This is a genomic window from Bacillus sp. GS3m_15504 (genome assembly GCF_055825275.1).
Map to the genome: position 1 here is coordinate 455340 of NZ_JBVVNL010000002.1, position 23797 is coordinate 479136.

Consider the following 23797-nt stretch of genomic DNA (forward strand, 5'->3'; position numbering starts at 1 on the left):
AAATGAAAGTGGGGGTAGTTCAAAAAGAGGTTTCTAATAAGCTAAATATATATGAAATCGTAATCGATTAAAAATAGAGGAAATACATAAGAGGGAGTACCTATAGATAGGGACTCTCTTTTTCTATCTCCCAAAGCGAAGGAATGCCCCATAACAAAATAATACTTTGCTATGGAGCTTAATATAAAGACGGACATTTAAAAATAAATTAAAGAGGAAATAAAAAAAGTTTATTTATCACGTGAGTGTTGTTTTGTAGGATACAGTGGCGGAAAGAATAGTTATGCCATATTGACATTGCTTTGGAATATGATTGCTCAGCTGCCGCTAGAAAATCGTTATTAGGCGTTGCATCACCATAAAGTTTTTAATTAATTAAAATTACCAGAAAATTAATATAATATAGTTCCACTGCAAGGCATATTGTTAAGAAGAAGTGGTACAATAGATGTAATAATATGTTCGGAGATTTATACGCTTAGTAACTAATAAGGAGGACGTATGGAAATAGTAAATGCATCTAAATTGGATTTAGAAGAAGTATCACAACTTACCGGTCAAGCTTTAAATGAAGGGTCTGTAAACAGTTATACTGTTGATAATGTAAAAGCAACCAGACTGATGGAAAAAGTATTAGCAAATAACGGTAAGCTCTTAGTAGTAAAAGAGTCGGAACAACTGGCGGGATGGGTGCTATTTGGCTCTCAAAAAGATGGTATCACTGATGAAGAAATTGGATTTATTTATGAGATTTATATTTTGAAGAATTATAGGAAACAGGGCTTCGCTAAAAGATTACTTGAAAAATGTATTACTGACCTAAAAACACAAGGTCTAAAAAATGTTCGTCTTGTTGTATATAAAGGGAATAAAGCAATTCAAATTTATGAGGAATTTGGGTTTATTGAGAATCGAATTGTCATGAATAAGGAAATTTAAGGTGAGTGTCCTTGTTGTACTGACGGAGGGCATTATGGAATAACTCATAGAATTAAATGATCTTATTGTTATATTTTTAAGTTTAGTGAAATATTTTACATCGAAAATTTAACAACTTTTAACCTCATTAACCAAATTTAAAATCCTTGCTACACTTCATAGGCAGCAAGGATTTATTTTTCCACATCAAAATTAAGCAAATTTGTTATTTCTCTATACGACGAGAATATTGTAATTTCATAGTTTTCCCCTAAAAAAGTAATTATTTAAACATCAGAATAATTACTTTTATTTTCGGTTGTATAGCTTTTAGAGTTTACCCTAAAGTCAATGATAATAGCGGAAACTAGAGTAAGGGTACATATACCTAACAAAACCATTAAACTACTATACCCTATTTGATCTAGCAAAAAACCAATTAACACTAAACATAGTTGCATAATTGTTCGATCTAACATTGTTTTAAATGAAAAAAATCTTCCATGAATACTTGAAGGGACTTTTTGTTGCGCATATGTATATAAAAGGGGATTAAACATGCCGTATGCCAAACCAAATAAACTAAAAGAGAAAATAGTTAGATAAAGGTTTGTCAATGATAATAAAATTTGAGCTATCCCCATCAAACAGCAAGCAAATAAAAGAATACGCACTTGTTTTTGATATCGTTTTATTACTCTTTTGATGAGTAGTCCTGCAATTAATATACTTGTCCCTTCCATAAAATAGAGTATCCCCATGATTGAACTAGGTTGTCCCTTTCCAATCTCAATAACAAATAAATTAAAGCCAGAAATAAAGATTAGAGGGATAATGGATAACGTAAGAACTACTTTTATAGGATGATTATTTATAATAATGGGGAAAATATCCTTAAAATTAGTCTTGAGTTTTTTAGGATGCAATTGTATATCGTTTGGAATAACTAATAAAAAATTAATAAAGTATAAAATTACATAAGCGATGAGAGCAATGATAAATAATGTATATAAAGGAGCGACTGTTAATAAAAGGCCAGCTAATACAGCCCCAAAAATTCTTGACAAAGTGATAATATTTATATTAATAGCATTAACCGTAATTAAGTCATCCTTTTTAACTAAAGTTGGCAATATTGTTTGTATCGTAGGGTTAAAAAATGAAGCAGAACAGCCTATTCCTATACTATAGATAACCATCCAATAAATTGACCCCGTATATATAGCAACTAACATTGATAAAACAGATGCAATTCTCATCAATCCAACTAATTGTAATACCTTTAATTTAGAAGTAGAATCTATATAACGCCCTGCATAAGGGCCTATTATAACCCCAAGGACACCACCAATAACAAGAAAAAAAGCTTGAAGAACATGAGATTTTATATGTATTTGTAAAAATTGCAAATTCCCAATTGTGCCAAACCATATACCTAATTGAAAGACTAGTTGACTTCCTAATACAATACATAAATTTTTGTTATGAATGATGGCTTTAAAGGATTTCATTTCAAGTCCTCACCTCTAAACCTAAAATCTCTCCCATAATTTTTAGCTCCATCACTAATATGTCCTATTCCAGATAGTCCGCAAACAATTTCTTTTTCCTTATCTATAAATAGTCTTTCTTCTACTAATTCGTCTTTAAGATGACCAGTGAAAAAGGCACCTAACTTTAACCATGAAGCAACTAAATAGAAAGTCTGACTTAGGTGACCTACATCCATCATAATAATACGATATACCCTTGGACTCTTGTATTTCCACATAGGTCGTTCTAAACATGCTGTATAAAAAAAGAGGACCGATGCATTTTTTACATATTCTTGACCTGCGGCCATATCTATAATATCTGTAATTTTTTCTTTGTTAATCACATTCAATGAATGATTTTGAACATTGTAGTGATATAACCCTTCTTTTATCCCTGTTACATTAGTTATATAAGGGTATACCTCAATAGGATGTCTAGCACCCCCAGAAGGACTTGTTTTAAAAAGATTGGCACCAACTCCAAAATCTCTTTTACAAGACTGTGCCCCCCAAACAAAATAAAGAATTGTAGATAATTCAATTAGGGTAATAGGTTTTTCTGCGAAAGAACGTATAGTTTGTCTTTCTAAGAGAGTCTCTAGGAATTTTCCTTCTTTTTTAAAATCAGGAGTAGGTAATGGTATTTCTTCTACATTGTCATATATTTTATATATAGATGGTGCTTTTATATTTTGTTTCTTATTAACCAATCTTTCATAGTCTTGGTTTACATCTAAATAATTATCTTTATGGAGTAACCTTGTATTAAAATGAAAATATTTAGCTGGAGTTCCCCATTCTCTCCAATTTTCAAGCTTCATATCTTCTAGATTTTCTTTTTCTATTAATATATGAACTTCTCGAAGGCTTTTAATTATTTCCATCATTTCGTTTCTTGTTAAAGATGACGTTTGATTTTTCTGTAGCTGTAGATACGCACTATCAGGATCATTCCATTCTTTAAATAATCCTAAAATAGGGAAAACCGAAAGCTCTAAGCTATATTGTTCGTGTCTAATAAAATCATCTATCATAAGATGACCATTTTTCCAAAAATAAATCATATTTTCGGATATTTTTAACTGCATATCAATGTCTCCTAACTTAAAAATATGTATCTCTTTTTTTAAAGATAAATGACTGCCCCTAGTAGGACAGTCATTTAAGCATTTTCAATTATTTTGATGGAGAAGTCTCACCGTGTTCTAAATCAACGCGATTTGTATACTCATTTTCACAAGGTTTAAAAATTTTCATTTGTCTCAACTCCTTTCTAAAATTAGAAAATTATTACAATGTATATTTTTCCATAAAAGATTGCTTTTGTCAATTAATAGTTTGAAATTATTTTTTCTTCTGAATATTTAAACCAACAAAAAAACAACTAGGTTATTAGAAAAGATGATTTACAAGTCTTGGGGAAAGAGGGACAAATAGCAGAAAGAGATACTTATTCAACTGTTCATTCAATCTATGAAGAATGAACAAATGTTTAAAAAAGAAGAACCAATTTTATCAACGATAGTATGGTTCTTTTATTAAACAAACATACAGTTGCTCACATTTGACAAGTAATCTTAAATTTAATCAACTTTTTTCACAATAGGTGAGTTTTTTCTATTAAGTATTTCTAGCAAACTGTATACGGCTCATATTAAGCGATACAAGCTCTTTCAAGGATAAACCATATTTTACTATTAAATTGATTATACAAGCGTTTCTATACATAATTAGAGGTCGATATTTAGCCTGTCTTTCAGTTAATCTCTTGTCTTCATTTAAAAAAGCAAAAAAGGCTTCTAAGATTTTTTCTAAACTAATTGTCACCTTCATTATAATCACCTAATTTCTTTGGGTGTATTATAACAGGAAGTAGGGTGAAGATCTGTTATCGTCTTTTGCTACGCATAGTTGCTTTTTAATATGTTGATTATTATTTACACAGCCAAATGAATAAGGCTATCATAATACTCCAAAAAGGAACTACAAAGACTAGTCCCCAAAATATCCCTTTGAAAAATCTAATCCCATTATGCATATTTATATCTATGTAACTTGTATTTTTTAGTACAGCCATATTTTATCCTCCTAATAATAATTGTTTACTAAAATGAAAAAAGGACAAACCTCGCCCTGTTAGGGATACGTAGGTTTGTCCTTTTGTATGAGGGTAATGCTATCTTTAATTACCATTATTATAACTAAATTAACAAATATTTTCAATTAGGTCTGACATCTTATTAACAATCATACTAGTAATAATAAAATCTATTATAAATATATATCTTATATATTAAAAAGAAATAAAGATAAAACTATTATAGGTCATCAAAAATAGGGGAAAGATCTACTCCCACAAGGGAAAATTTGATATTAGAACCTAAAAAATCATAAATAGTAAAAAATGTATCCGTAGATTCAATGATTATCAGACTTTCAATTCTACAAAAAAGCAGAAAAAAAATCATATATTTCTACATGAAATCAGAAAGAAATTAATACAAATCACTTTATATTTATCCAACTATGGAAATAGGCTTTATTTTCTTTGGTTTGGTAAATAAGGCAGTATCTAACGTTCAAATATCCACATTTTGTTCAGAACATGTGGATATTTGTTAACATAACTCAGTATTTACACATAAATCACATTATTATTGATGATTTTTATTAGATGAAATAAACGACACTAGTATTATTAAGGATATTGAGAAAATATTATTCACATTTAATCATAATTGTCCTCATATCCACTGTTTTTATAAATATCCTTCTGATTTTTTGTAGGTATAATAGGATAGGTTTTATTACGGAAGAAGAATACGCATTAGTATTATGTGGAGAGTTATGGACAGAAAGAAGAGAACTTGTATAGAAATGCATAAAAAAAGACTCCATTTTACATGAAGTCTTTTTGATTTAGTATGTATAAATAGAGAAGTGGAAAAGGGGTATTAATGAAACAAACACGAATAGCCCTCCACTTTTGATTTTTTCAAAAATAGAGAGCTTGTAGCTTTTTATTTTATTTCCATTGCGGTTAGCACCTGATCCGGATCTGTTATTGTTACACCAGAACGTACTAAACGTTCGAAGGTACGCATAAACTCTAGTAAATTAAACTGCTTTGGTAGCTCAATAACACGAAGTTTTTCTTGTGGTAGCTTATCAATGGCTTCGATAAACCATTCACGTACATCACTTGGAATCGTACGTTCTTTATGACCACGAACTTTTAGTTTTTCACGCATTTCAATTTCTAAAGCAATATATGCATGGAGATTAACTCCCTGATTATATGCATATTTTCTAAATAACGTTTCTTCTTGGTATTTTATATAATTACGGTGATAAGACTCTTCCGTTACTGGTACCGCAAACTTCTGCTTCAGTAGTGCATGCACATTTTTAAACATCTTCTTAATGTTATGGAGAGAGTACATAGAATAATGTAGACCAAAATTAAAGACAGCTTGCTCACGGTCACTATTTCTCTCTTTTGGTATATGTTGCGCAATAAGAGGGTAGATGCCTTCTTTCGCCGCTGTATCAAGAATTTGATATTGAGATGTTTGATGCAATAGTTTTTTCAATGTATATACAATTTTCGTTGGATATCCTTCTTTTCGATCAACCATGTCACGAAGACCACGAATGACACTACGAATTTGACGATGACAAGTATGCTTTAAAACATGAATGAATTTATTCATATCTGCAGACAGTTCACCGATGTTCATTTCTTGTAGGACTGACTCGATGAACTTCGCTTTACGAGCATAAGTAGCTTTTGGTGTAAATGGATCCCTGTGTTGTTCTTCACCAGCTTCTTTCGTACATAAGAAGTCTGAATGGATTGAAAGGTATAATGTTGTATATCGTTTTGTATGCTTTACACCTTTTTGCATTTTACAAATTTTGAATAGGGGATTACCCGTACATGGTATTGCAGTTGTTAATTCTTCGATAACCGCATGAATTTGGTGCGGATATTTTTTATGTAAGAAACGATACATCCCACCAAAGTGAGTTTTGTTGCCTCTTTCATCTTGCTTGTCCAAAGAACGTTTTAAAGTTGTTTCTGTATGTTGTTGCATTGCGATATCTAAGAATAGCTTCTTAGCCGCTACAGATAGCTTAAAGAAATCCTTTGTAAATACAACTGGACTAATATATACGTACGGATTTGCTTTTTCTGTTTCCTCATTCATAAAATGAGTCAGTTTAATTGTATATCGACCATCTACGCCATTTTCAATGGAGATAATGTTATGTAAGTTTAATTTCTTTAATGCGATATAGAATTGAGAGTGTTGGATATAAGCAAATTCTTCTTTATATTGCTTGTAATCTTCCCACATCATATGTATTGTTACATTTGGAATGACACCATTTGTATAGCATTTTTTATGTAGGTACAAGAATACTTCAAGATCTGCATTCGTAATACCGTATAATTTATGTTTTCTTCCGGTTTTTTCTGCAATTGCAGACATTGCGCGACGTGAAAAAGATGGCTTGGCTTTTTCGACAAAGCCTTCTACGTCAGCAATACGTTCTTCGTATGTCATGTGCTGCAGAATATCTTCTAAATATGTATCTTTATAGCTGTAGTATTTTTCCTCAAATGTTTCCACAAGCTTTTGCCAAGATTTTAGTGTGACTAAAACTGCGTTTGTTTTTTCCCCATTTAAGCTACGTTGATTACGTATCACAAATGATTTCCCCATCTTTTTCACCTCCGTTCTGCAAAATTCGAAATGTATGCCAGAATACTATAAAATATACCAATTTTGATTATAGCAAATCGAAATTTGGCAAAAGGTGCTCCTTTAAGAAGAAAAATAGCAACTTGCAACAGCTTATGAAGCTAGTTGTATCAAGGGATAAGAGAATTTCATAATTTTTTTTTGTGTTAAGGATACCGCAAACGTGTTGCAAGTTGTGTGATACGTATAAAAGTAAGTGGATAGGTACCTAAACCCTTGGTATATAAAGAATTAGATTAAAATCTGTAGGGAAGTTAGGGAGAGGATACCGCAAACGTGTTGCAAGTTGATGAACGCAATCATTAAAAATGAATTACAATGATTAACCTTGATATAAAAGGATTTGTTGGCATTTATAGATTAAAATTAGGGAAAGGATACCGCAAACAGTGTTGCATCTTGTGAGAAAAATAAGGGTATGCATACCGCAAACGTGTTGCAAGTTGTGTGATATGTATAAAAGTAAGTGAAAAAGTACCTAAACCCTTGGTATATAAAGGATTAGAGTAAAAATGGTAGGGAAGTTAGGGAAAGGATACCGCAAACATGTTGCATTTTATGTATGTAACTTATTTAAAATATGAGAAAAATAGCTTAAAAACTTTAAAATGACATGATTTTTTAAAAATTACTTGGTTGAGAAATAAATTATACTGTTGCAAGTTGAAAGAAATAGGGCAAGGATACCGCAAACGTGTTGCAAGTTGAGAAGTATAAGGTAAACAAAGCGCAAAAGGAATGTAAGTAAGGAGAGATAGGTAAGAGAAAGAGCAACCTGTTGCAAGTTGAAGAGTTAAGGAAAGTAAAGCGCAAAAGGAATGTAAGTAAGGAGAGATAGGTAAGAGAAAGAGCAACCGTGTTGCAAGTTGAAGAGTTAAGGAAAGCAAAGCGCAAAGGAATGTAAGTAAGGAGAGATAGGTAAGAGAAAGAGCAACCGTGTTGCAAGTTGAAGAGTTAAGGAAAGCAAAGCGCAAAAGGAATGCAAGTAAAGTGGAATAGGGAAGAAAAAGAGCAACGATGTTGCAAGTTGAGAAGTATAAGGTAAACAAAGCGCAAAAGGAATGTAAGTAAGGAGAGATAGGTAAGAGAAAGAGCAACCTGTTACAAGTTGAAGAGTTAAGGAAAGCAAAGCGCAAAAGGAATGCAAGTAAAGTGGAATAGGGAAGAAAAAGAGCAACGATGTTGCAAGTTGAGAAGTATAAGGTAAACAAAGCGCAAAAGGAATGCAAGTAAAGTGGAATAGGGAAGAAAAAGAGCAACGATGTTGCAAGTTGAAGAGTTAAGGTAAACAAAGCGCAAAGGAATGTAAGTAAGGAGAGATAGGTAAGAGAAAGAGCAACGATGTTGCAAGTTGAAGAGTTAAGGTAAACAAAGCGCAAAGGAATGTAAGTAAGGAGAGATAGGTAAGAGAAAGAGCAACCTGTTGCAAGTTGAAGAGTTAAGGAAAGCAAAGCGCAAAAGGAATGCAAGTAAGGAGAGATAGGAAAAAGAACGAATAAACCTGTTGCAAAATGAGGAGTTATGGCAAGAAAGACGCAAAATCTTATAAATATCTGTTACAATGTATTAAATAAAATAGTAGTAAAGAATTTATGATAAAAACTACTTTGTTGTGATCCATGGTTTAGGGAGGAATATAAAGTGGATAACTTATTACAAATGTTTCGAGATGCCTTGCTAATCTCTGAGCCAATTTATAAAACGAATGAGCTAGTATGGAATAAGTGGAATGCATACTTTAAAGATGTTGAAAACAATAATAATAAAGTATTAACCTCACCTCATGCTTCCCCATCATTTACTGCGTTAGTGTCTTGGTTAGAAAAAAAGCAAGAATCCGGCACTACATTAGTACAAATTTATGCCAAAATTGATTCCTATAAGGAAGAAATATATAAAGAAATTGAAGGATTTATAGACAAAGAATTTCAAAATGTAGCATCTTCAAGTTCCATAATAGTAGAAAATAATCAAAATATAGAAGAGACCAACATAGTAAACCACGAGGATTATTATGAGGTAAATAACTCTGCTGTTTATTATAAATTAAGAGATGGAATTGCAAAGAATCAATTTGAAGAGGATGACAATACCAAAGTTTTACAATATCCTATTGAAACGAAGTCTTCTAATGGGATGGCTCAACTTTCTTCACATAAAGACGAGGATTTAAGACTTACAAATATTGAAGAAGCTGCCCGATGGAATACCCTTGTTGATGATGTAATGAGTAATATGGATGATTTAACGGCAGATTGTTTAGATGCAATTACAATACAGTGGATTAACGAAGCAAAATCTCCAGATGAGTTTATTGATTTTTCATATGAGCAGGTTTTAGAAATGTGCAACATTCCAAAGACAGTCGTTAAAAATAAAGAATATTATCGAGCTGAAGATAAAATTAAAATAGCAAAAAGAATTGCTGCTTTAGCGAGTATTTTTATCTATTTAAATGATGAAAATGAGGTTGTAGTATTAAATGACCGCGATGATGAAGGAGAACGACTAGAATTAAAGCGTGAGGTTGTTAAGAGATTATTCGTATTAGATTCGGTTGTATTGTGGAGACATAGTGTGACAAATGAATATATGGGTATTGAATCTTGTCGTATTAAGCCAGGCAGCTTTTTAACTAATTATTTATACGGATCAAATAATACAACAGCATTATTGTCTAAAAAAGCACTTGAATACAATAGTTATAGACACAAATATCATAAAAGGTTAATTCGATACTTAACATGGCAATGGAGAATTAGACAAATGTATTCATCATTGAAAAAGCCATATTCTATAGGTGGGGACAAAGGGCTGCTAGCGGTAATGGATATCCCAAAAGATTGGAAGCCGAATCGTATTAGAGAACAGTTAGAAAATGTTCTAATGGATTTAGAAAATGAAAAAGTAATCTCTCATTGGGAGTATAGTGATCCACTTGATGAACAACAAATTGGGAAACGTAATTGGTTTAAAAATTATTACACTAACTTAGGAATAACGATTTTACCACCTGAAGAAATGCTGCAATCAATGGATAGGGTAATTGGAAAGAAGAGTATAGAAGAACCTCAAGAACAATTACCTGAAGTAACAGTTGTTAAAGAAATAAAGAAGACTGTGGAATCAGTCGAACAAATAGAGAAAAAAATCCGTGACCAAATACTGAAAGTACACAATGAAAAAAGGGTAAGTATTCGTGAAATAGCAGATGAAATGAGTATTTCTCCGTCTACATTATCTAGATTTTGTAATTATAAAACAAAACGTTTATCTAAAAAAGCATTAGAAAAGCTAACGAAATGGTGCGAAAGACAAGAAATATTAGAAAAGATGTAACATAGACTAAACATTTCTTTTAACAATAGTCCAATGAAAAATACACATACATTATGTATGTGTATTTTACTTATTATCAATTGTAAGAGGCCAAATTTCTTTTATTAAAAGTAATTTTGGAGGGCGAAGGTCCTACTGGAAAATCAAAATAGTTATGCTGTTTAATCCACTACAATTAAACTTCTTGTTTTATCGATATGGTTCAGTAACATACGATACTCTTCTTCATACATAGTTAAACGTTGTAGAAGGGTTTCATTCTCAGCTTCTAAATCTTCAATTTGATTTTGTAAAATTGTCAATTCATTTACATCTTTATAATTTTGTAGAAAGAGAATAATGTCATCTAATGTAATAGACAAAGAGTTTGTTTCTTTTTCTGGTTGAGAGAGAGGATTGTTGTTTCCCACTTTTCGGTCTTGTTTTGCTTGTTGTATTTCTTTTTGGTATTGTTTTCTCACAGATGAGTTCCAACGAAATCCACAAGCTGCGGGTGTTCTAGCTAGTAGCCTTGCTACTTCTTTGAATGCAGCTAACTGTGTTCCACCGTTACGAATATACTGAAGTACTGTTGATGCGAGAAGGAAATCGTTATCATTAGTCCAAGAATCTTGTCTTGAAATTACCACGTTTTAACCCCTCCATATATGTTTTATATTACATATATGCAGTTACTTAAAATGATAGAAGCTCAATCTCTCTGAAAATAATTAGGGGTAAAGTTATAGAAGTATGTATGATTTTCAATGCAAAATTGCATAAAAGGTTGACTATCCACTAAACCTGTAACTATAATAGTTACAGGTTTGTGACTGAATTAATAGATTGGATTGACATTAATTAGTTGTATTAATGATGTATAAACAAATATTTACGAATGAATGGAGTTGAAAATATAGACCTACATATAAAATATTTTTTTAGAAAGAAATTAGGTAATACATATTTTTTAATAATCATATATTAATAAAAAGAGGTGCGCGTTTTGAACATTTTTAAGGGAATTCTAGTTTCTTCAATTGCATTAACAGCATTTAATGGAGTAGGTGGTATACTTCCAAGTGAAAAATCAGAAGTTGCCTACGCAGCTACTTACAATTATTCAAATAAGCAATTGAATTCTACTGTACATAAGAAAGCTACTAAACAATTAATTTTAAAATTTAAAAATGAAGCGAATTTACCATATCAGGATGGAATAGAAAAATTCATTAAAGAAGAAAAACAAGATCCTGAATTCATTGGAATTTTAGCTGAATATCCAAATGTAACTATAAATCGACTCTTTAATTCTTTAAATCCTAAAGAAATTAAAAATCTAGGTAAAGAAATAAAAGATTCTGATCATATTTCTTCTAATTTGCTAAACTACTATATTGTAGAAACTCAAAATGGTATTGATGTACAAGCGTTACTTACAAAAATTGAGAAATCATCTCTTGTTGAAACGGCGTATTTACAGGAAGAAGAGGCGTCACCAGAAGAGCGTTTACCAAATTTATCTGTTAACCCATATGATGAGCCTAGACTTACAAGACAAGGTTATCTTGAACCAGCACCATTAGGAATTAATGCACCTTATGCCTGGAGCATAAAAGGTGGGGATGGAAAAGGGACTACATTCGTAGATATGGAGTATGGGTGGTTATTTAGTCATGAGGATTTAGTGAATCAAAAGATTGAATTGATATCTGGACAGAATAAAAGCGAGCACCATGATCATGGTACTTCAGTCTTAGGAATTGTTTCGGCAGAGGATAATAACATAGGTGGAATTGGAATTGCACCCAAAGCTAAGGTAAAGGTTGTATCTCAAATTAGGGATAACGGAAATTATAATACAGCTGATGCTATTTTAAGTGCAGTTAACAATATGCAAGCTGGAGATATTCTTTTACTAGAGGCACAAGCAACTTACGATGGATATGGAGATAAGAACTATCTTCCTGTAGAAGTAAAACCGGATATATTTGATGCAATTCGTATGGGAGCAAATAAAGGAATTATTATTATTGAAGCAGGTGCAAACGGCGGAAACGATTTAGATCAATTCAGAGATCGTAATGGTAAACAAGTTTTAAATCGTAATAGTCCGGATTTTAAAGATTCAGGGGCAATTATGGTTGGAGCAGCTTCTGCAAGGGTTCCTCATAAACGTTCATATTTCTCTAATTACGGTAGTAGAGTGGATGTGTATGGATGGGGGAATGCAGTTGATACTACAGACGCTAAACCAAGTAATTTTACAACAAATCTATATACATCTAGTTTTGCTGGAACATCTAGCGCATCGCCTATTATTGCTGGTGCTGCTGCATCAATTCAAGGAATTGCAAAAAATAATCAAGGAAAAGTATATACACCAAGCCAGCTTAGGGATATTTTAAGTGACCCTAGTACTGGAACGAAATCTAACGATCCAAGCTCTGATAAAATTGGTGTTTTACCTGATTTAAAAGCCATTTTATCTAAACTTGGTTTTTCACCAAACTTAGGTAATGATTCTTCCATTGTATTTCCTGAAGAGCAAGAAATAAATAAAGGAAATCAAGGTTCTACTATTACGTTCCCGAAAGAGGATTCCGATAATAGTGAAGGGAACTCTAATTTCATTTTCCCAGAATAATAAAAATACCTCTTATTTAGAATGAGGTAAAATAGGTTACTCAATAAGAACAAAGGATATGGATTCAATAGAAATACGAATTCATATCCTTTTAATTTTATGCTGTTTTTACTACCTTACAAAAACGTAATGTTAGCGTAATGGAAATGAATTTTGGCAGCAAATAGATTAGGATATAATTTTTGTGAGAAAAGATATGAGGTGAGTAATATGAAACGAATAGTGCTTATGTGTAGTGTTTTTGTGATGTTTACTGTGTTGTTATCGGGGTGTAATTTAAATCGTCTTGGTACAGATACATATTATGTGCAAATTTCCAAAGATGGTGAAAAATTAAAAGAGAAAAATGTAAATGGGGATACGACTTACCAATATAAATTACCTGGATTTGATAAGGATGGTAAAGAGAAAGAAATGGAGTTTACAGCGTTAAAAAACCTTCGTAAAGAAGCATTTTTACGTATATATTATTCTGAGAAAAAAGGTGTGAAATCTTGGGAAGAGGTTAAGAAAGACGAACTCCCTACAAAAGTAAAAGAAAAATTAAAGGTGGATTAATATATAAGTCTTTGTTAGAGCGATATATCCTCAAATTATTAGAATGTATATTAAAATAGGTTAAAGTTCTTCAGAGTTATAAAAGTAAGAGGCTGACAGTTATTGTCAGCCTTTTGCTTTTGCAAGAAGAAAATATAAAAGACATTTAACAGGTGAAGTGTTGGATTATAAACAATTATTTAAGATTCAAGGCTACAACATACCTACCTCTGAACTATAATAATTTTAGGTCAGAAATAAGCTTCTGGTTTTGTCTAAGTATTTGTAGTAGTTTAAAGGATTGATGATTGGTTATGATATAATAAAATTCAAGTATACTAAGGGGGATTAATGAGATGATTTTTCAAAGTATGATAACAGCTATTATAGAAAAATTACAAGAGACGGTGAATCCCTATTGGATAATTGTGTTTGGATCAACGGCTGAGAACAGAGAACGAGAAGAAAGTGATATTGATATAGCTTATTTAAGTGACACAACCTTAGGGAACTATGAACGTTTTTTATTAGCACAGGAGTTAGCTAACATTGTTCATAGAGATGTTGATTTAGTTGATTTATCCGAAGCTTCTACAGTTTTTCAAGCTCAGATTATACATACAGGAAAGACAATATTTTGTTCGGATGAAAAACGTAAGGTCATTTTTGAAATGAAAACCTTAAAAATGTATTCAAAATTGAACGAAGAAAGACAGATAGTATTTGATGATATAAAGAAAAGAGGTTCTATATATGAAGAATGAGGTTATTTTAAATAAAATTTCTACAATAGAGCGCTGTATAAAAAGAATCCAAGATGTATATGGAAATGACCCTGAAAATTTAGAGGACTTTACAAAACAAGATTCAATAATATTGAACATACAAAGAGCTTGTGAAGCGAGTATTGATTTAGCAATGCATATTGTTGCAGGGAAAAAATTAGGACTACCCCAATCTAGTCGAGAGGCCTTTGATTTATTGGTTACAGCAGGATTACTTAGCGCTGATCTAGCAAATAAGTTAAAAGCAATGGTTGGATTTCGTAATATTGCTGTTCATGATTATCAAAGTGTAAATTTAGATATTGTTCGTCAAATTATTGAAAAACATTTAACTGATTTTAAACTATTTACGAAAGAAGTAATGGGGATATTGGAATTTTAGGAAAAAGAACAGAATAATAGGACTGAGAAAGAAAGTAATTCTATGATTCCCAAACCAGTTATTGAAACAATTACTTAATTTGGTAAGAAGAAACGCGGTCATAAGATGAATTTGTTTATGTTGTAGCGAGGCTTTGCATGAGATGTGTGTAGTTAATAGTAGGAACAATATCCATATACAATTTTATCAACAAATAAGTAAATATTTTCAAAACTAATTTTTATACATATAATGTATATTAAAAACAAAAAAGTTTCCTTGTGGAAACTTTTTTGTTTTCGGTAAATTTATAGCGGTAAATTAATATGCAGTTTTTGAAAAAAATGATGAATCATGTCAAATCATCTTCATTTACACGAACATGAACGTAGTATAAAAATGAAGCATATCCAAAATAATTAAAGGGGCTGGAAAAATGATTAAAAAACTTATTATTGGTTCTATTGCTTTAGGCACAACAATAGGAGTGAGCAAACCTACATTTGCTGCTACAATACATTCTCCATCACAGTTTAAAGAAATTCAAAATGTTCATGTGCAATCCCTACACTCTCCATGGCAGTATTTAGGGCAAACTTCAAGGGAACTTCAAATTAAAAGTAAGGATCCAAAAGTACTAGCTTTTGAACTAGCAAAAGAAGCGCCATTTTACGAAGAAGAATTAGTAGACATATGTTCGGTAATTTTAGATGCAAATGTAGACGTTATATATTGGACAAGTAAGGAATGGGTTAGATTTGAAGAAGGAAATTATGAATTTAAACATGAAATTAAAATTTTTAGAGATAAAGAACGTCAGCAATTAATTACTGCACTAGAATCTTAGAACTTTTACAAAAAAGAAGCTATTTTTAGTATGTTATTCTACCCTCATAGTAGATAGGAAAAAGAAAACACATTAACCTATTTATTGTCGAAAATAAATTGCGATTATAATAGCAATTGTATTCCCAAAAGCAATGTGTCAAATGGATTTTAACATACCTGTAACGGTATTGTTATCAATAAAGTATGCACGGAATTACAAATGGTTGTTTAGAATATTAGAAAAAGTTTAACTGATAAAACCCATTGATCTCAGTATGTCTACATGAGATCAACGGGTTTTTATTATTATGTATTCGAAGATATGGAAAGTATTTTGTGTGTCTATAAAGTTTGGTTTTGAATTTTACGGATGTCTGTATATTACATAAACATTTACAGATATTTTTGTTATAATTATTTATGAGGTGTATGAAATGAAACACAAAACATTTGGATATGTACGAGTTTCCAGTAAAGATCAAAATGAGGAACGACAAATTCGAAATATGAAAGATTTAGGAATAGAAGATCGAGATATTTTTATCGATAAACAATCTGGTAGAAATATGCAACACGAAAATTATCAAATGTTAAAACGTCTTGCTCGTACAGGTGATACCATTGTATTTGATTCTTTAACTAGACTAGGAAGAAGCATGAATGATGTCCTCCAGGAATTCAGATACTATGAAAGGCATGAGATTAATTTACAATTTATAAAAGAACCATTTATTAATGTAAATTACACAGGTAAGAGTACAAATGATGTTATTCAAAGTGCTATTCAGAAAGCAACGCTTACCATTTTATCTGCTTTTGCAGAAAAAGAACGGCATGATATTAAACAGCGACAAGCGGAGGGTATTGCTCTAGCTAAAAGGCAAGGTAAACGGTTAGGGCGTCCTCCGGTAGAAATTACAGCCGAATTTATTGAAGCCTATAAAGAATGGAAGTCTGGTGGCATTACAGCAGTAGGAGTCATGAAGAAATATGGTATCAAACGTTCTTCGTTTTACAAACTTGCTAAGCAGTATGAAGAAACAAAACATAAAAATCTACTGAATGATTAATTATAATTTAGGAGGTTATTATATGAAACATACAGCAAAAGTAAAAATTGGTGATTGTGTTCAATTTTCTTATCGTAAGAATCCTTCCTTGCAATTAACTGGATATGTGGTAAGAGTTTTAACAAATACCATTGTTGTAGAAGTTTCAGATATGATGGAAGAGGAGTTAATTGATGCTAGACAGGTAGTAAAGCATGGGCGTTATCATAAGATAGCCCGTAAACAAGTAAAAAGTAAAGTTTCATGAAAAATGCTCTTAAAGAAATCTAGAAGCAACTTTTCAAATGTCATAGACTGTCTTGAATACATTTATGTATTGGCATTTTTGTTCGTATTTTGTATACTAAACGTGAGTTTTCCTTACAGTAGGCAATCTTTCAATTTCTATGAAAGCCAACTAATCTGTTAATTATGTATGGTAGCAAATAAGCTCTTATGTCCACAGATATAAGAGCTTATTTGCATATGTATCACTCTTTTATGTACAATGAAAGAAAAACATCATATGAGATGGGGAGAGGAAAACCCATGTCCAACAAACAATTAGTGAATTTACGCATTGATTTTGCTTTTAAACAATTATTTGGCACAAGTGGAAATGAAGATATTCTCATTGCTTTTTTAAATGCGATGAACCAAGACCCTATTTTACAAAAAGCGATGAATAAATGGGAACGTATGAGTCAAGATTCTTCTTTCCGACAAGCGTATGAAGCAAGGGAGAAAGCGTTGATGGATGAAGCCGCAAAGTTTGCTTATGCAGAACAAAAAGGGATTGAAAAAGGGAAAATGCAACTTATTCGTGGTATGCATAAAAACGGAATGCCAATAGAAGATATTGCAAAGTTTACAAATTTACGTATAGAAGAAATACGAAATATTTTACAAGCCTAAATAATTAAAAGTAACAACTACAAATACTGTAGGTATTATTTTTTAGTGACCGCCACCAGGAAGTATAGTTAATGTTTGAAAAGATATGAACTACTCCTACTTTCACTTCGTTTTACAAAAAAGAAGGACCAAGGTTGAAAATAGATAAATCATAATAAAAAACTACAGGTCTGTAATTGATTAAGAACCTGTAGTTTTTTTATGTTTATCCTATTTTATTTTCCATTTTTTTGCGTTTCAATAATAAATTTTGAAACTAATTCTGATAATGCTTCTACTTTTTCTTTTATGTTGTTAGATTGATTTGATACTTCCTCAATTGATGCCGCTTGTGATTGGATTGACTGTACAGTTTGAGTGGTTTCTTTAGCTATTTGTGTTGCAGTTTCAGAAACACTTGATATAGAAGCATTAACTTCTTCTGTACCAGCAGACATTTCTTCTGTTGCTGCAGATACCTCTTGAATTTGGCTAGTGATTTTATTAATAGCCACCATAATAGATGAGAATGCTTGATCTGCTTGATAAGCAGCTTCTTTTCCTTCTTTTCCTTCTGTAGCCTTTTGTTGACCTTTTTGCATGACATTCACCGTATCTTTTGTATCTGTTTGAATCAATTGTATTAAATGATTAATTTCATTTGCGGATTCTTTCGACTTCTCTGCTAAATTCCTTACTTCGGCTGCAACTACTGCAAACCCTTTTCCATTTTCTCCAGCACGCGCAGCTTCAATAGCAGCGTTTAATGCGAGAAGATTGGTTTGTTCGGCAATGTTAGTGATAGCTTCTTCCAGTTAATTTTTCATTAGAGAAGATTTGAATAATTGTACCTACTCTTATTGTATTTCCCACAAATTTCTCCTCCGCACTTAAATATGATACTTACTATTTTGTTGATTATTATAATCATTTGATTTTTTGTCCTAATAGCACCTCTATAAGGGTATTTATTCTTTTATCTTGCACACTATAATAAGTTTCGTATCCCTTTCTATTGCTAGCTAGTATTTTTTGTGATTTCATTACGGCTAGATGTTGAGATGTGGTAGACTGTGGCCTTTCTAAAAAGTCTGCTATTTGATTTACATTGCATGGACCTCTTTTAGTAAGTTCTATTATTATTTTGATTCTTATTGAATGTGATATTGCCTTTAAAAGGTTAGCGTTTTCTTTGTAAATAGACATTTAAATTTTTCTCCCTAACGTGTATTTCTATTGCTGTTTAAATAAAAAATATAAAACTATATATAATGATTAATAACTTTATAAAAATATATTATAGAATGTTAACATTTTTATAAGTGAAATTGTGCTTGCCCTTTATCAAGTAGAGGATGAAAAAGCGTTGGTATTGTAAAGTAAGAGCGAATTTTAATAATTACTTCAAGGTATTTACTGATTCCTTTTCTATAAATAAAGAGAGGTCTTAAACCTTAAAGAACTTTTAATTTAACACCTATAAAATATGGTTATAAAACAAAATCCTACTATAAGGATAATGGATATTGTAATAAATTGATTGTAGTATCTTTGCAATTATTGTATTTATTTGAGGGGAATAGTCTTTTTTGTTTTCTTATGTAAATTACGTGAATCACCAACGGTTTATTTGGTAAACATGGGATGAAATATAGCTGTTTGATTGCAATTTCATCCTGGAATTGAAGTTTCTTAATGGATTAGACGATTGCTTTCAAAGATGAAAAGCCCATGTCAATGAAGGTATTGAAGAAATATATTTCTTATCATCTTGAGGAGAATGTTGCAGAAACATTTTATAAATTTGCTCTCATTGAATTTTAAACATACAGGTAGAAAAACAAATAAAAGGGTTACTTTATAAAGGTGCTCAACAAAAATAAACGTTTATAAAATTATTTATATCACCTTTATAAATTTGATATTTCAATGTTTCATGAATATGGACCCATCGTTTGTAAAGGTATACCTTTTTAAACAACGAATGGCTTTTCCTATTAGTGAAAGTAATATTCCAGTTGCCATTTTAGAAAGCATTGATTTTCCGGTGCTAAATAGTCCTTATTTATCTGGATTATAGTCTTAGCGTACACAAAATACCTTTGATGTGTCCAAAGTGTGTCTAAACGCATCATTTTCTTTTTTATATGGTCGGGCCATATCCATCAACTTAAGAATTTTATAACACTCCAAAAATAATAAAATTGTACATTTTCACCTGGAGATGCCAATTTTTCTTATTTTAGGTCTTTATGTTCTCATGTGAATACATAAAAATCAGTAAAAGGAGTAGCAATGCTGAAAAAATGTTTTAATTTGAAGGTAACTATCATGCCCTGTGGAAAAAATGTTGTTTTTTAAAAGATTCTGTCTATTTTTGAAAAAAAATGATTTGGAAGGGAACGAGTGAAAATAAAAAGAATACATCTACATAAATATTTTCAGAACAATGGGGGAGCTTTTATGAAGAAAAAGAAGTTGTTATCAATTACTGCATCAACTTTATTGCTTACATTTTGTATAGGCGGTTTTAATACTGCCAAGGCCGCTGGAACTCCAAAGTTTCAAATGCCTTTTCCTTGTGGACAGAAGTGGGAAGGACAAACTCGTTCTAATCATAGTCCTGCAAATTCTGTTGATTTTAACCGAGCAAACGATGAAGGAGATACTGTTGTAGCATCTGCTTCTGGAACAGTATCAAGAGTAGAAAACGAGGGAAATAGAAGTTATGGAAAATGGATTGAAATCAATCATGGAGATGGTTGGACTACTCGCTATGCACATTTAAGTACACAAAGCGTTAAAAAAGGACAAAAAGTTACGATAGGACAGAAAATTGGAACTGTGGGCAATACAGGAGGATCAACAGGTGCTCACCTTCATTTTGAACAACGTTATCAGGGACAAGTCAAGAAAATTTCATTTAACGGTTCTCAAATTCATTATTGGGGTACAAAATCCTATACAAGTAAGAATAGTTGTAAAAAATAGTACGATAAAGTACCTATGAAAGTAGGTACTTTTTTCTTTGTTATATAGAAATTACACATTAATTCATATTTGAGCCATTTTAAAAAGAAAATGGTGACGCGATTATATACTTATGATTAATAGTTGCATATAACTATATGTATATTTCAAACATCTATATTATTTTTAAATTTAGATGTATATCTTTCTTTAAGAATCCCACATTCTTCACTATTTACCTATATTTATATTTTTAATAATTTATTATGGTATAGATATTAATTTAAAACATTTTCTACAAAATGTATAATTGATATCTTTAGGGATTAACGACCCGTTGCAACACCTCATTTTATTAATTCACATAATTTTCGAAAATTAAAACTTGAATAATTGATAATTGTTATATAATGGAATCAAACCATATTCAAGATGGTTTCCCCGATATGAATAACCAGATATTTTTATGTGTCCTGTATATTGGCTGTAACCTCAAAAAGAACTTGTAGTGATTTCTACAAGTTCTTTTTACTTTTCTTATTGTATTTAAAGTAGAAACTATGAAGAAATATGATAATAAGCGTTCTTCATTTTATAAATTTACTAAACAGTATGAAGAAGAAAAAAAAGGGAAACCTAACGAATAATTAATGATGATTCAGGGGGTACCAAATGGAACATAAAACAAAGGTAACAATTGGGGATTACGTTCAATTTTTATATCGTAAAAATCCTAATTTACAATTAACCGGATATGTAGTGAGTGTTCTACAGAATACAATTGTTGTAGATATTACCGAGATAATGGGAATTGAAGTGGATGATGTTAGGCAAGTAGTAAAACATGGTTACTATAACAAAGTGGATCATAGACAAATAAAAAATAATGTTTCATAAAAAAATGCTCCTAGATTAATCTAGGAGCATTTTTTTAGATGAAGTTACTGGATTCCTTAAGATGATGAATAACAGCTGTTAGATAGTAACATATTCATTTAGAAAAAGCACTATCATAGATTCTTTTTTCAACTATGCTTAATGCTTGCAAATCGAAAACGAATTTTACAAAGTGCACAAAATGTTAAACTCAGACGAACTTGTGATAGCATGTGTTTTTTATGGTATTACTGGTTTATCGCTATCAAATGAAAAGAATAAGATTATCAGCTTTACAAAATAAGTTTATAGGTAAGGTAAGTTTTATATAAAATAATTCTCTTTATTTCTCAATTGATATTAGAATATTCGCATTATGTATTTTTTATACTTTTATTGTATAAAGCATTAATCTAATCTCATAATGTATTGAAAAAACAAAGACATTAAAATTAAATATTAATAAAAATACAAAACATAAAAAATATGTAGAATACTGTCTAATTTATTACATTTCTTCCTCTTTATATAACAATTATTCTATTAAGTGAGAAGAATAAAATCTTACTATAGATTATAGGAGGAGAAATTTATGAAGAAAATTTTAGTTGGTGCAATAACAATCGGAGTTATACTAGGATCTGGTAGTAGTTTTGCTGCTGCAGATGAACTTGATAGTATTTCTAAAAATGAAAATACAGTTCAATCGATAGCTGCTTCAACCACAAAATCAATAACTACGAATCAATTTAATAAAGTTTATGCAGCCATGAAAAAATATGAAGGTACACCGTATAAATATGGTGGGAATAGTCCTAAAACTGGATTTGATTGTTCGGGGTTAATGCAATGGGGATATGGGACACAAGGGATTAAATTGCCACGTACAGCACAAGATCAATATAATAAAACTACACGTATCGCTAGAAGTGCTCTCCAACCAGGAGATTTAGTTTTCTTTAAAGGAACAGTTCCAGGCAAGTCAGGTATCACTCACGTTGGTATGTATATTGGCAACAACAAGTTTTATAATGCTAGTAATTCTGGAGTTGGTGAAGCTAGTTTAAATAGTTCTTATTGGAGTAAATATATTGCAGGATACGGTCGAGTTAAATAAAAATATAAGATTTAATAAAAAGAACTGAAGTTCATTTTGACTTCAGTTCTTTTTGATAATTATTTGCTTTAAACTATCAATCTTCAATAATTTATTAAATTTTTCATCTCAGAGTGGAGAAAAATTATAAGACAAGAGAAGCAATAAAATAAAATTGGTATATCTGTATGAATAGTTCTTTACAAAGGAAAAAAGTTAAAATCACTTAAATATGTCATGTAAGAAAGTAAAAGCCGCTTACAAAAAAGCCCTTTCCATTGCTACAAAGCAATAGAAAGGGGGAAGTATGATGAGTTATCGTATTGGTGAAGGATATAAATAATGATATGCCTTCAAAAATATTTTAGCATGTTCATAAAAGAAATAAAGGGGGAAATTTAACTTGATGAAAACCTGTATAATACTTTGTAAAATTAGTTTTTTGCAGTCTTCTTTAAGGGTTTCGTTTTTTAAAATGTCAGCTACTGTTTTAACTACTTTACTAACAGTATTTTAAAAAGAAATTTCTCCCTAAATGAGATCCTCTTTTCCCTTCATTAATCTTATTGTTGAGATAAGAGAATTCTTTCCTTCATTTTTAAAATGATTTCATCAGAATTAATTTTTTGGGCTGATGGAACTCCTAAAATAGAAGAAGCTCCCTCACTCGCATATACTTCTTCTCCATTTTCGTGAGAAACAATAAATAGCCCTTGTCCTTCAAATTCAATATATATAATTTTTTTAATTTGCTTTACATTTGTTTGTATAGACCTATAGATTTCATATAAATCTTTACTACGTTTTTCTCCCCCCATACGTATAGGCTCTTGTTCATTTGTAAAAATTAATCCCTCTGGATTGTTTCTATTTAAAATAAACCATAATTTTTCATCTGTGGGCAATAAATATTCAGATAGCTTTTTGGAGTCATTATTTATAATGTTTTGTTGTTGTATTTCATAAACATGGAAAAAAAATGTGGATATTTCTAAAGTTGAATTAGACGTAAAATTATGATTTTGATAAAGTTGCTTGCCGTCTTTTAATAGAGCGCTTTTACTATTTTGATAATCTTTTAGTGCTATCTTTTCAGGTGACTCTTTAGAATTATCTGTTGCTTCAGCAATTTTATTCATACTTATTAATGCAATACTTAAAAATAAGCCTAAAATTATAGTTCTCAGTATCTTTTTCATAAAATTATTTCCCTC

19 protein-coding genes and 4 pseudogenes are annotated in these 23797 nt (G+C 30.9%); 14 read left to right on the forward strand and 9 right to left on the reverse strand.

Annotated features, from left to right (window positions below):
* Positions 1–207: 207 nt before the first annotated feature.
* Together AC0L0O_RS21555 and AC0L0O_RS21560 are read left to right on the forward strand one after the other, a co-directional pair.
* A pseudogene (locus tag AC0L0O_RS21555) lies at positions 208–339 on the forward strand (phosphoadenosine phosphosulfate reductase family protein); the annotation flags it as partial.
* Between the two features lie 162 nt (positions 340–501).
* Positions 502–939, forward strand: a complete 438-nt coding sequence (locus AC0L0O_RS21560) for a GNAT family N-acetyltransferase (RefSeq protein WP_000407072.1) — start codon at positions 502–504, stop codon at positions 937–939.
* Between the two features lie 266 nt (positions 940–1205).
* On the opposite strand, the gene AC0L0O_RS21565 is transcribed toward AC0L0O_RS21560, so the two are convergent.
* The 5 genes and pseudogenes from AC0L0O_RS21565 to AC0L0O_RS21585 form a co-directional block, all read right to left on the reverse strand.
* Positions 1206–2429: an MFS transporter gene (locus AC0L0O_RS21565; RefSeq protein WP_000834561.1), complete on the reverse strand. Its 1224-nt coding sequence runs from the start codon at positions 2427–2429 to the stop codon at positions 1206–1208.
* The gene (locus AC0L0O_RS21570; protein ID WP_001176155.1) at positions 2426–3541 is read right to left on the reverse strand and encodes a SagB/ThcOx family dehydrogenase; all 1116 of its coding nucleotides are present in this window, start codon (positions 3539–3541) and stop codon (positions 2426–2428) included. Before AC0L0O_RS21570 ends, AC0L0O_RS21565 begins: the two co-directional genes overlap by 4 nt.
* A 535-nt stretch (positions 3542–4076) precedes the next feature.
* Positions 4077–4223 (reverse strand): annotated as a pseudogene (locus AC0L0O_RS21575) (integrase); the annotation flags it as partial.
* Positions 4224–4386: 163 nt separating this feature from the next.
* Positions 4387–4530, reverse strand: a complete 144-nt coding sequence (locus tag AC0L0O_RS21580) for a hypothetical protein (RefSeq protein ID WP_000279673.1) — start codon at positions 4528–4530, stop codon at positions 4387–4389.
* 943 nt (positions 4531–5473) lie between these two features.
* A complete protein-coding gene (locus AC0L0O_RS21585) occupies positions 5474–7183 on the reverse strand; it encodes a hypothetical protein (protein WP_000520246.1) in 1710 nt (569 codons plus the stop codon).
* Positions 7184–8863: 1680 nt separating this feature from the next.
* Between AC0L0O_RS21585 and AC0L0O_RS21590 the strand changes: the two genes are divergently transcribed.
* Positions 8864–10561 (forward strand): helix-turn-helix domain-containing protein, encoded by a 1698-nt coding sequence (locus AC0L0O_RS21590; RefSeq protein WP_000369386.1) that lies wholly within the window; start codon positions 8864–8866, stop codon positions 10559–10561.
* Positions 10562–10722: 161 nt separating this feature from the next.
* Here the strand turns inward: AC0L0O_RS21590 and AC0L0O_RS21595 are convergent, their stop codons facing one another.
* Positions 10723–11190 carry an RsfA family transcriptional regulator gene (locus tag AC0L0O_RS21595; protein WP_000237080.1) on the reverse strand — a complete coding sequence of 156 codons (468 nt, stop codon included), beginning with the start codon at positions 11188–11190 and terminating at the stop codon, positions 10723–10725.
* A 356-nt stretch (positions 11191–11546) separates the two neighbouring features.
* Here AC0L0O_RS21595 and AC0L0O_RS21600 point away from each other — a divergent pair, with 356 nt between their 5' ends.
* The 8 genes and pseudogenes from AC0L0O_RS21600 to AC0L0O_RS21635 all read left to right on the forward strand — a co-directional run.
* A complete protein-coding gene (locus AC0L0O_RS21600; RefSeq protein WP_473786097.1) occupies positions 11547–13187 on the forward strand; it encodes a S8 family peptidase in 1641 nt (546 codons plus the stop codon).
* A gap of 210 nt (positions 13188–13397) precedes the next feature.
* Positions 13398–13745, forward strand: coding sequence for a YxeA family protein (locus AC0L0O_RS21605; protein ID WP_000822912.1), 348 nt, complete (start codon positions 13398–13400; stop codon positions 13743–13745).
* 335 nt (positions 13746–14080) lie between these two features.
* Positions 14081–14488 (forward strand): type VII toxin-antitoxin system MntA family adenylyltransferase antitoxin, encoded by a 408-nt coding sequence (mntA, locus tag AC0L0O_RS21610; RefSeq protein ID WP_473786098.1) that lies wholly within the window; start codon positions 14081–14083, stop codon positions 14486–14488.
* Positions 14478–14891, forward strand: coding sequence for a type VII toxin-antitoxin system HepT family RNase toxin (hepT, locus tag AC0L0O_RS21615; RefSeq protein ID WP_000787540.1), 414 nt, complete (start codon positions 14478–14480; stop codon positions 14889–14891). The genes mntA and hepT overlap by 11 nt, the downstream gene beginning before the upstream one ends.
* A gap of 415 nt (positions 14892–15306) precedes the next feature.
* Positions 15307–15717, forward strand: a complete 411-nt coding sequence (locus tag AC0L0O_RS21620; RefSeq protein ID WP_000592181.1) for a hypothetical protein — start codon at positions 15307–15309, stop codon at positions 15715–15717.
* 415 nt (positions 15718–16132) lie between these two features.
* Positions 16133–16768 carry a recombinase family protein gene (locus AC0L0O_RS21625; RefSeq protein ID WP_473786099.1) on the forward strand — a complete coding sequence of 212 codons (636 nt, stop codon included), beginning with the start codon at positions 16133–16135 and terminating at the stop codon, positions 16766–16768.
* A gap of 22 nt (positions 16769–16790) precedes the next feature.
* Entirely contained in the window at positions 16791–17015 is a 225-nt protein-coding gene (locus tag AC0L0O_RS21630; protein ID WP_000683046.1) for a DUF2187 family protein, read from the forward strand.
* A 299-nt stretch (positions 17016–17314) separates the two neighbouring features.
* Positions 17315–17662 (forward strand): annotated as a pseudogene (locus AC0L0O_RS21635) (Rpn family recombination-promoting nuclease/putative transposase); the annotation flags it as partial.
* Positions 17663–17877: 215 nt separating this feature from the next.
* Here AC0L0O_RS21635 and AC0L0O_RS21640 read toward each other — a convergent pair.
* Together AC0L0O_RS21640 and AC0L0O_RS21645 are read right to left on the reverse strand one after the other, a co-directional pair.
* Positions 17878–18444, reverse strand: a pseudogene (locus AC0L0O_RS21640) (methyl-accepting chemotaxis protein); the annotation flags it as partial.
* Between the two features lie 124 nt (positions 18445–18568).
* Positions 18569–18847: an ArsR/SmtB family transcription factor gene (locus AC0L0O_RS21645; protein WP_000029763.1), complete on the reverse strand. Its 279-nt coding sequence runs from the start codon at positions 18845–18847 to the stop codon at positions 18569–18571.
* Positions 18848–20104: 1257 nt separating this feature from the next.
* On the opposite strand from AC0L0O_RS21645, the gene AC0L0O_RS21650 reads away from it, so the two are divergent.
* The 3 genes from AC0L0O_RS21650 (at position 20105) to AC0L0O_RS21660 (ending at position 22604) form a co-directional block, all read left to right on the forward strand.
* On the forward strand, positions 20105–20632 hold the full coding sequence (locus tag AC0L0O_RS21650) for a M23 family metallopeptidase (RefSeq protein WP_000727496.1): 528 nt from the start codon (positions 20105–20107) through the stop codon (positions 20630–20632).
* A 651-nt stretch (positions 20633–21283) separates the two neighbouring features.
* A complete protein-coding gene (locus AC0L0O_RS21655; protein WP_078985984.1) occupies positions 21284–21508 on the forward strand; it encodes a DUF2187 family protein in 225 nt (74 codons plus the stop codon).
* Between the two features lie 571 nt (positions 21509–22079).
* A complete protein-coding gene (locus tag AC0L0O_RS21660; protein ID WP_473786100.1) occupies positions 22080–22604 on the forward strand; it encodes a C40 family peptidase in 525 nt (174 codons plus the stop codon).
* Positions 22605–23146: 542 nt separating this feature from the next.
* Here AC0L0O_RS21660 and AC0L0O_RS21665 read toward each other — a convergent pair.
* The gene (locus AC0L0O_RS21665) at positions 23147–23782 is read right to left on the reverse strand and encodes a hypothetical protein (RefSeq protein WP_473786101.1); all 636 of its coding nucleotides are present in this window, start codon (positions 23780–23782) and stop codon (positions 23147–23149) included.
* Positions 23783–23797 lie beyond the last annotated feature (15 nt).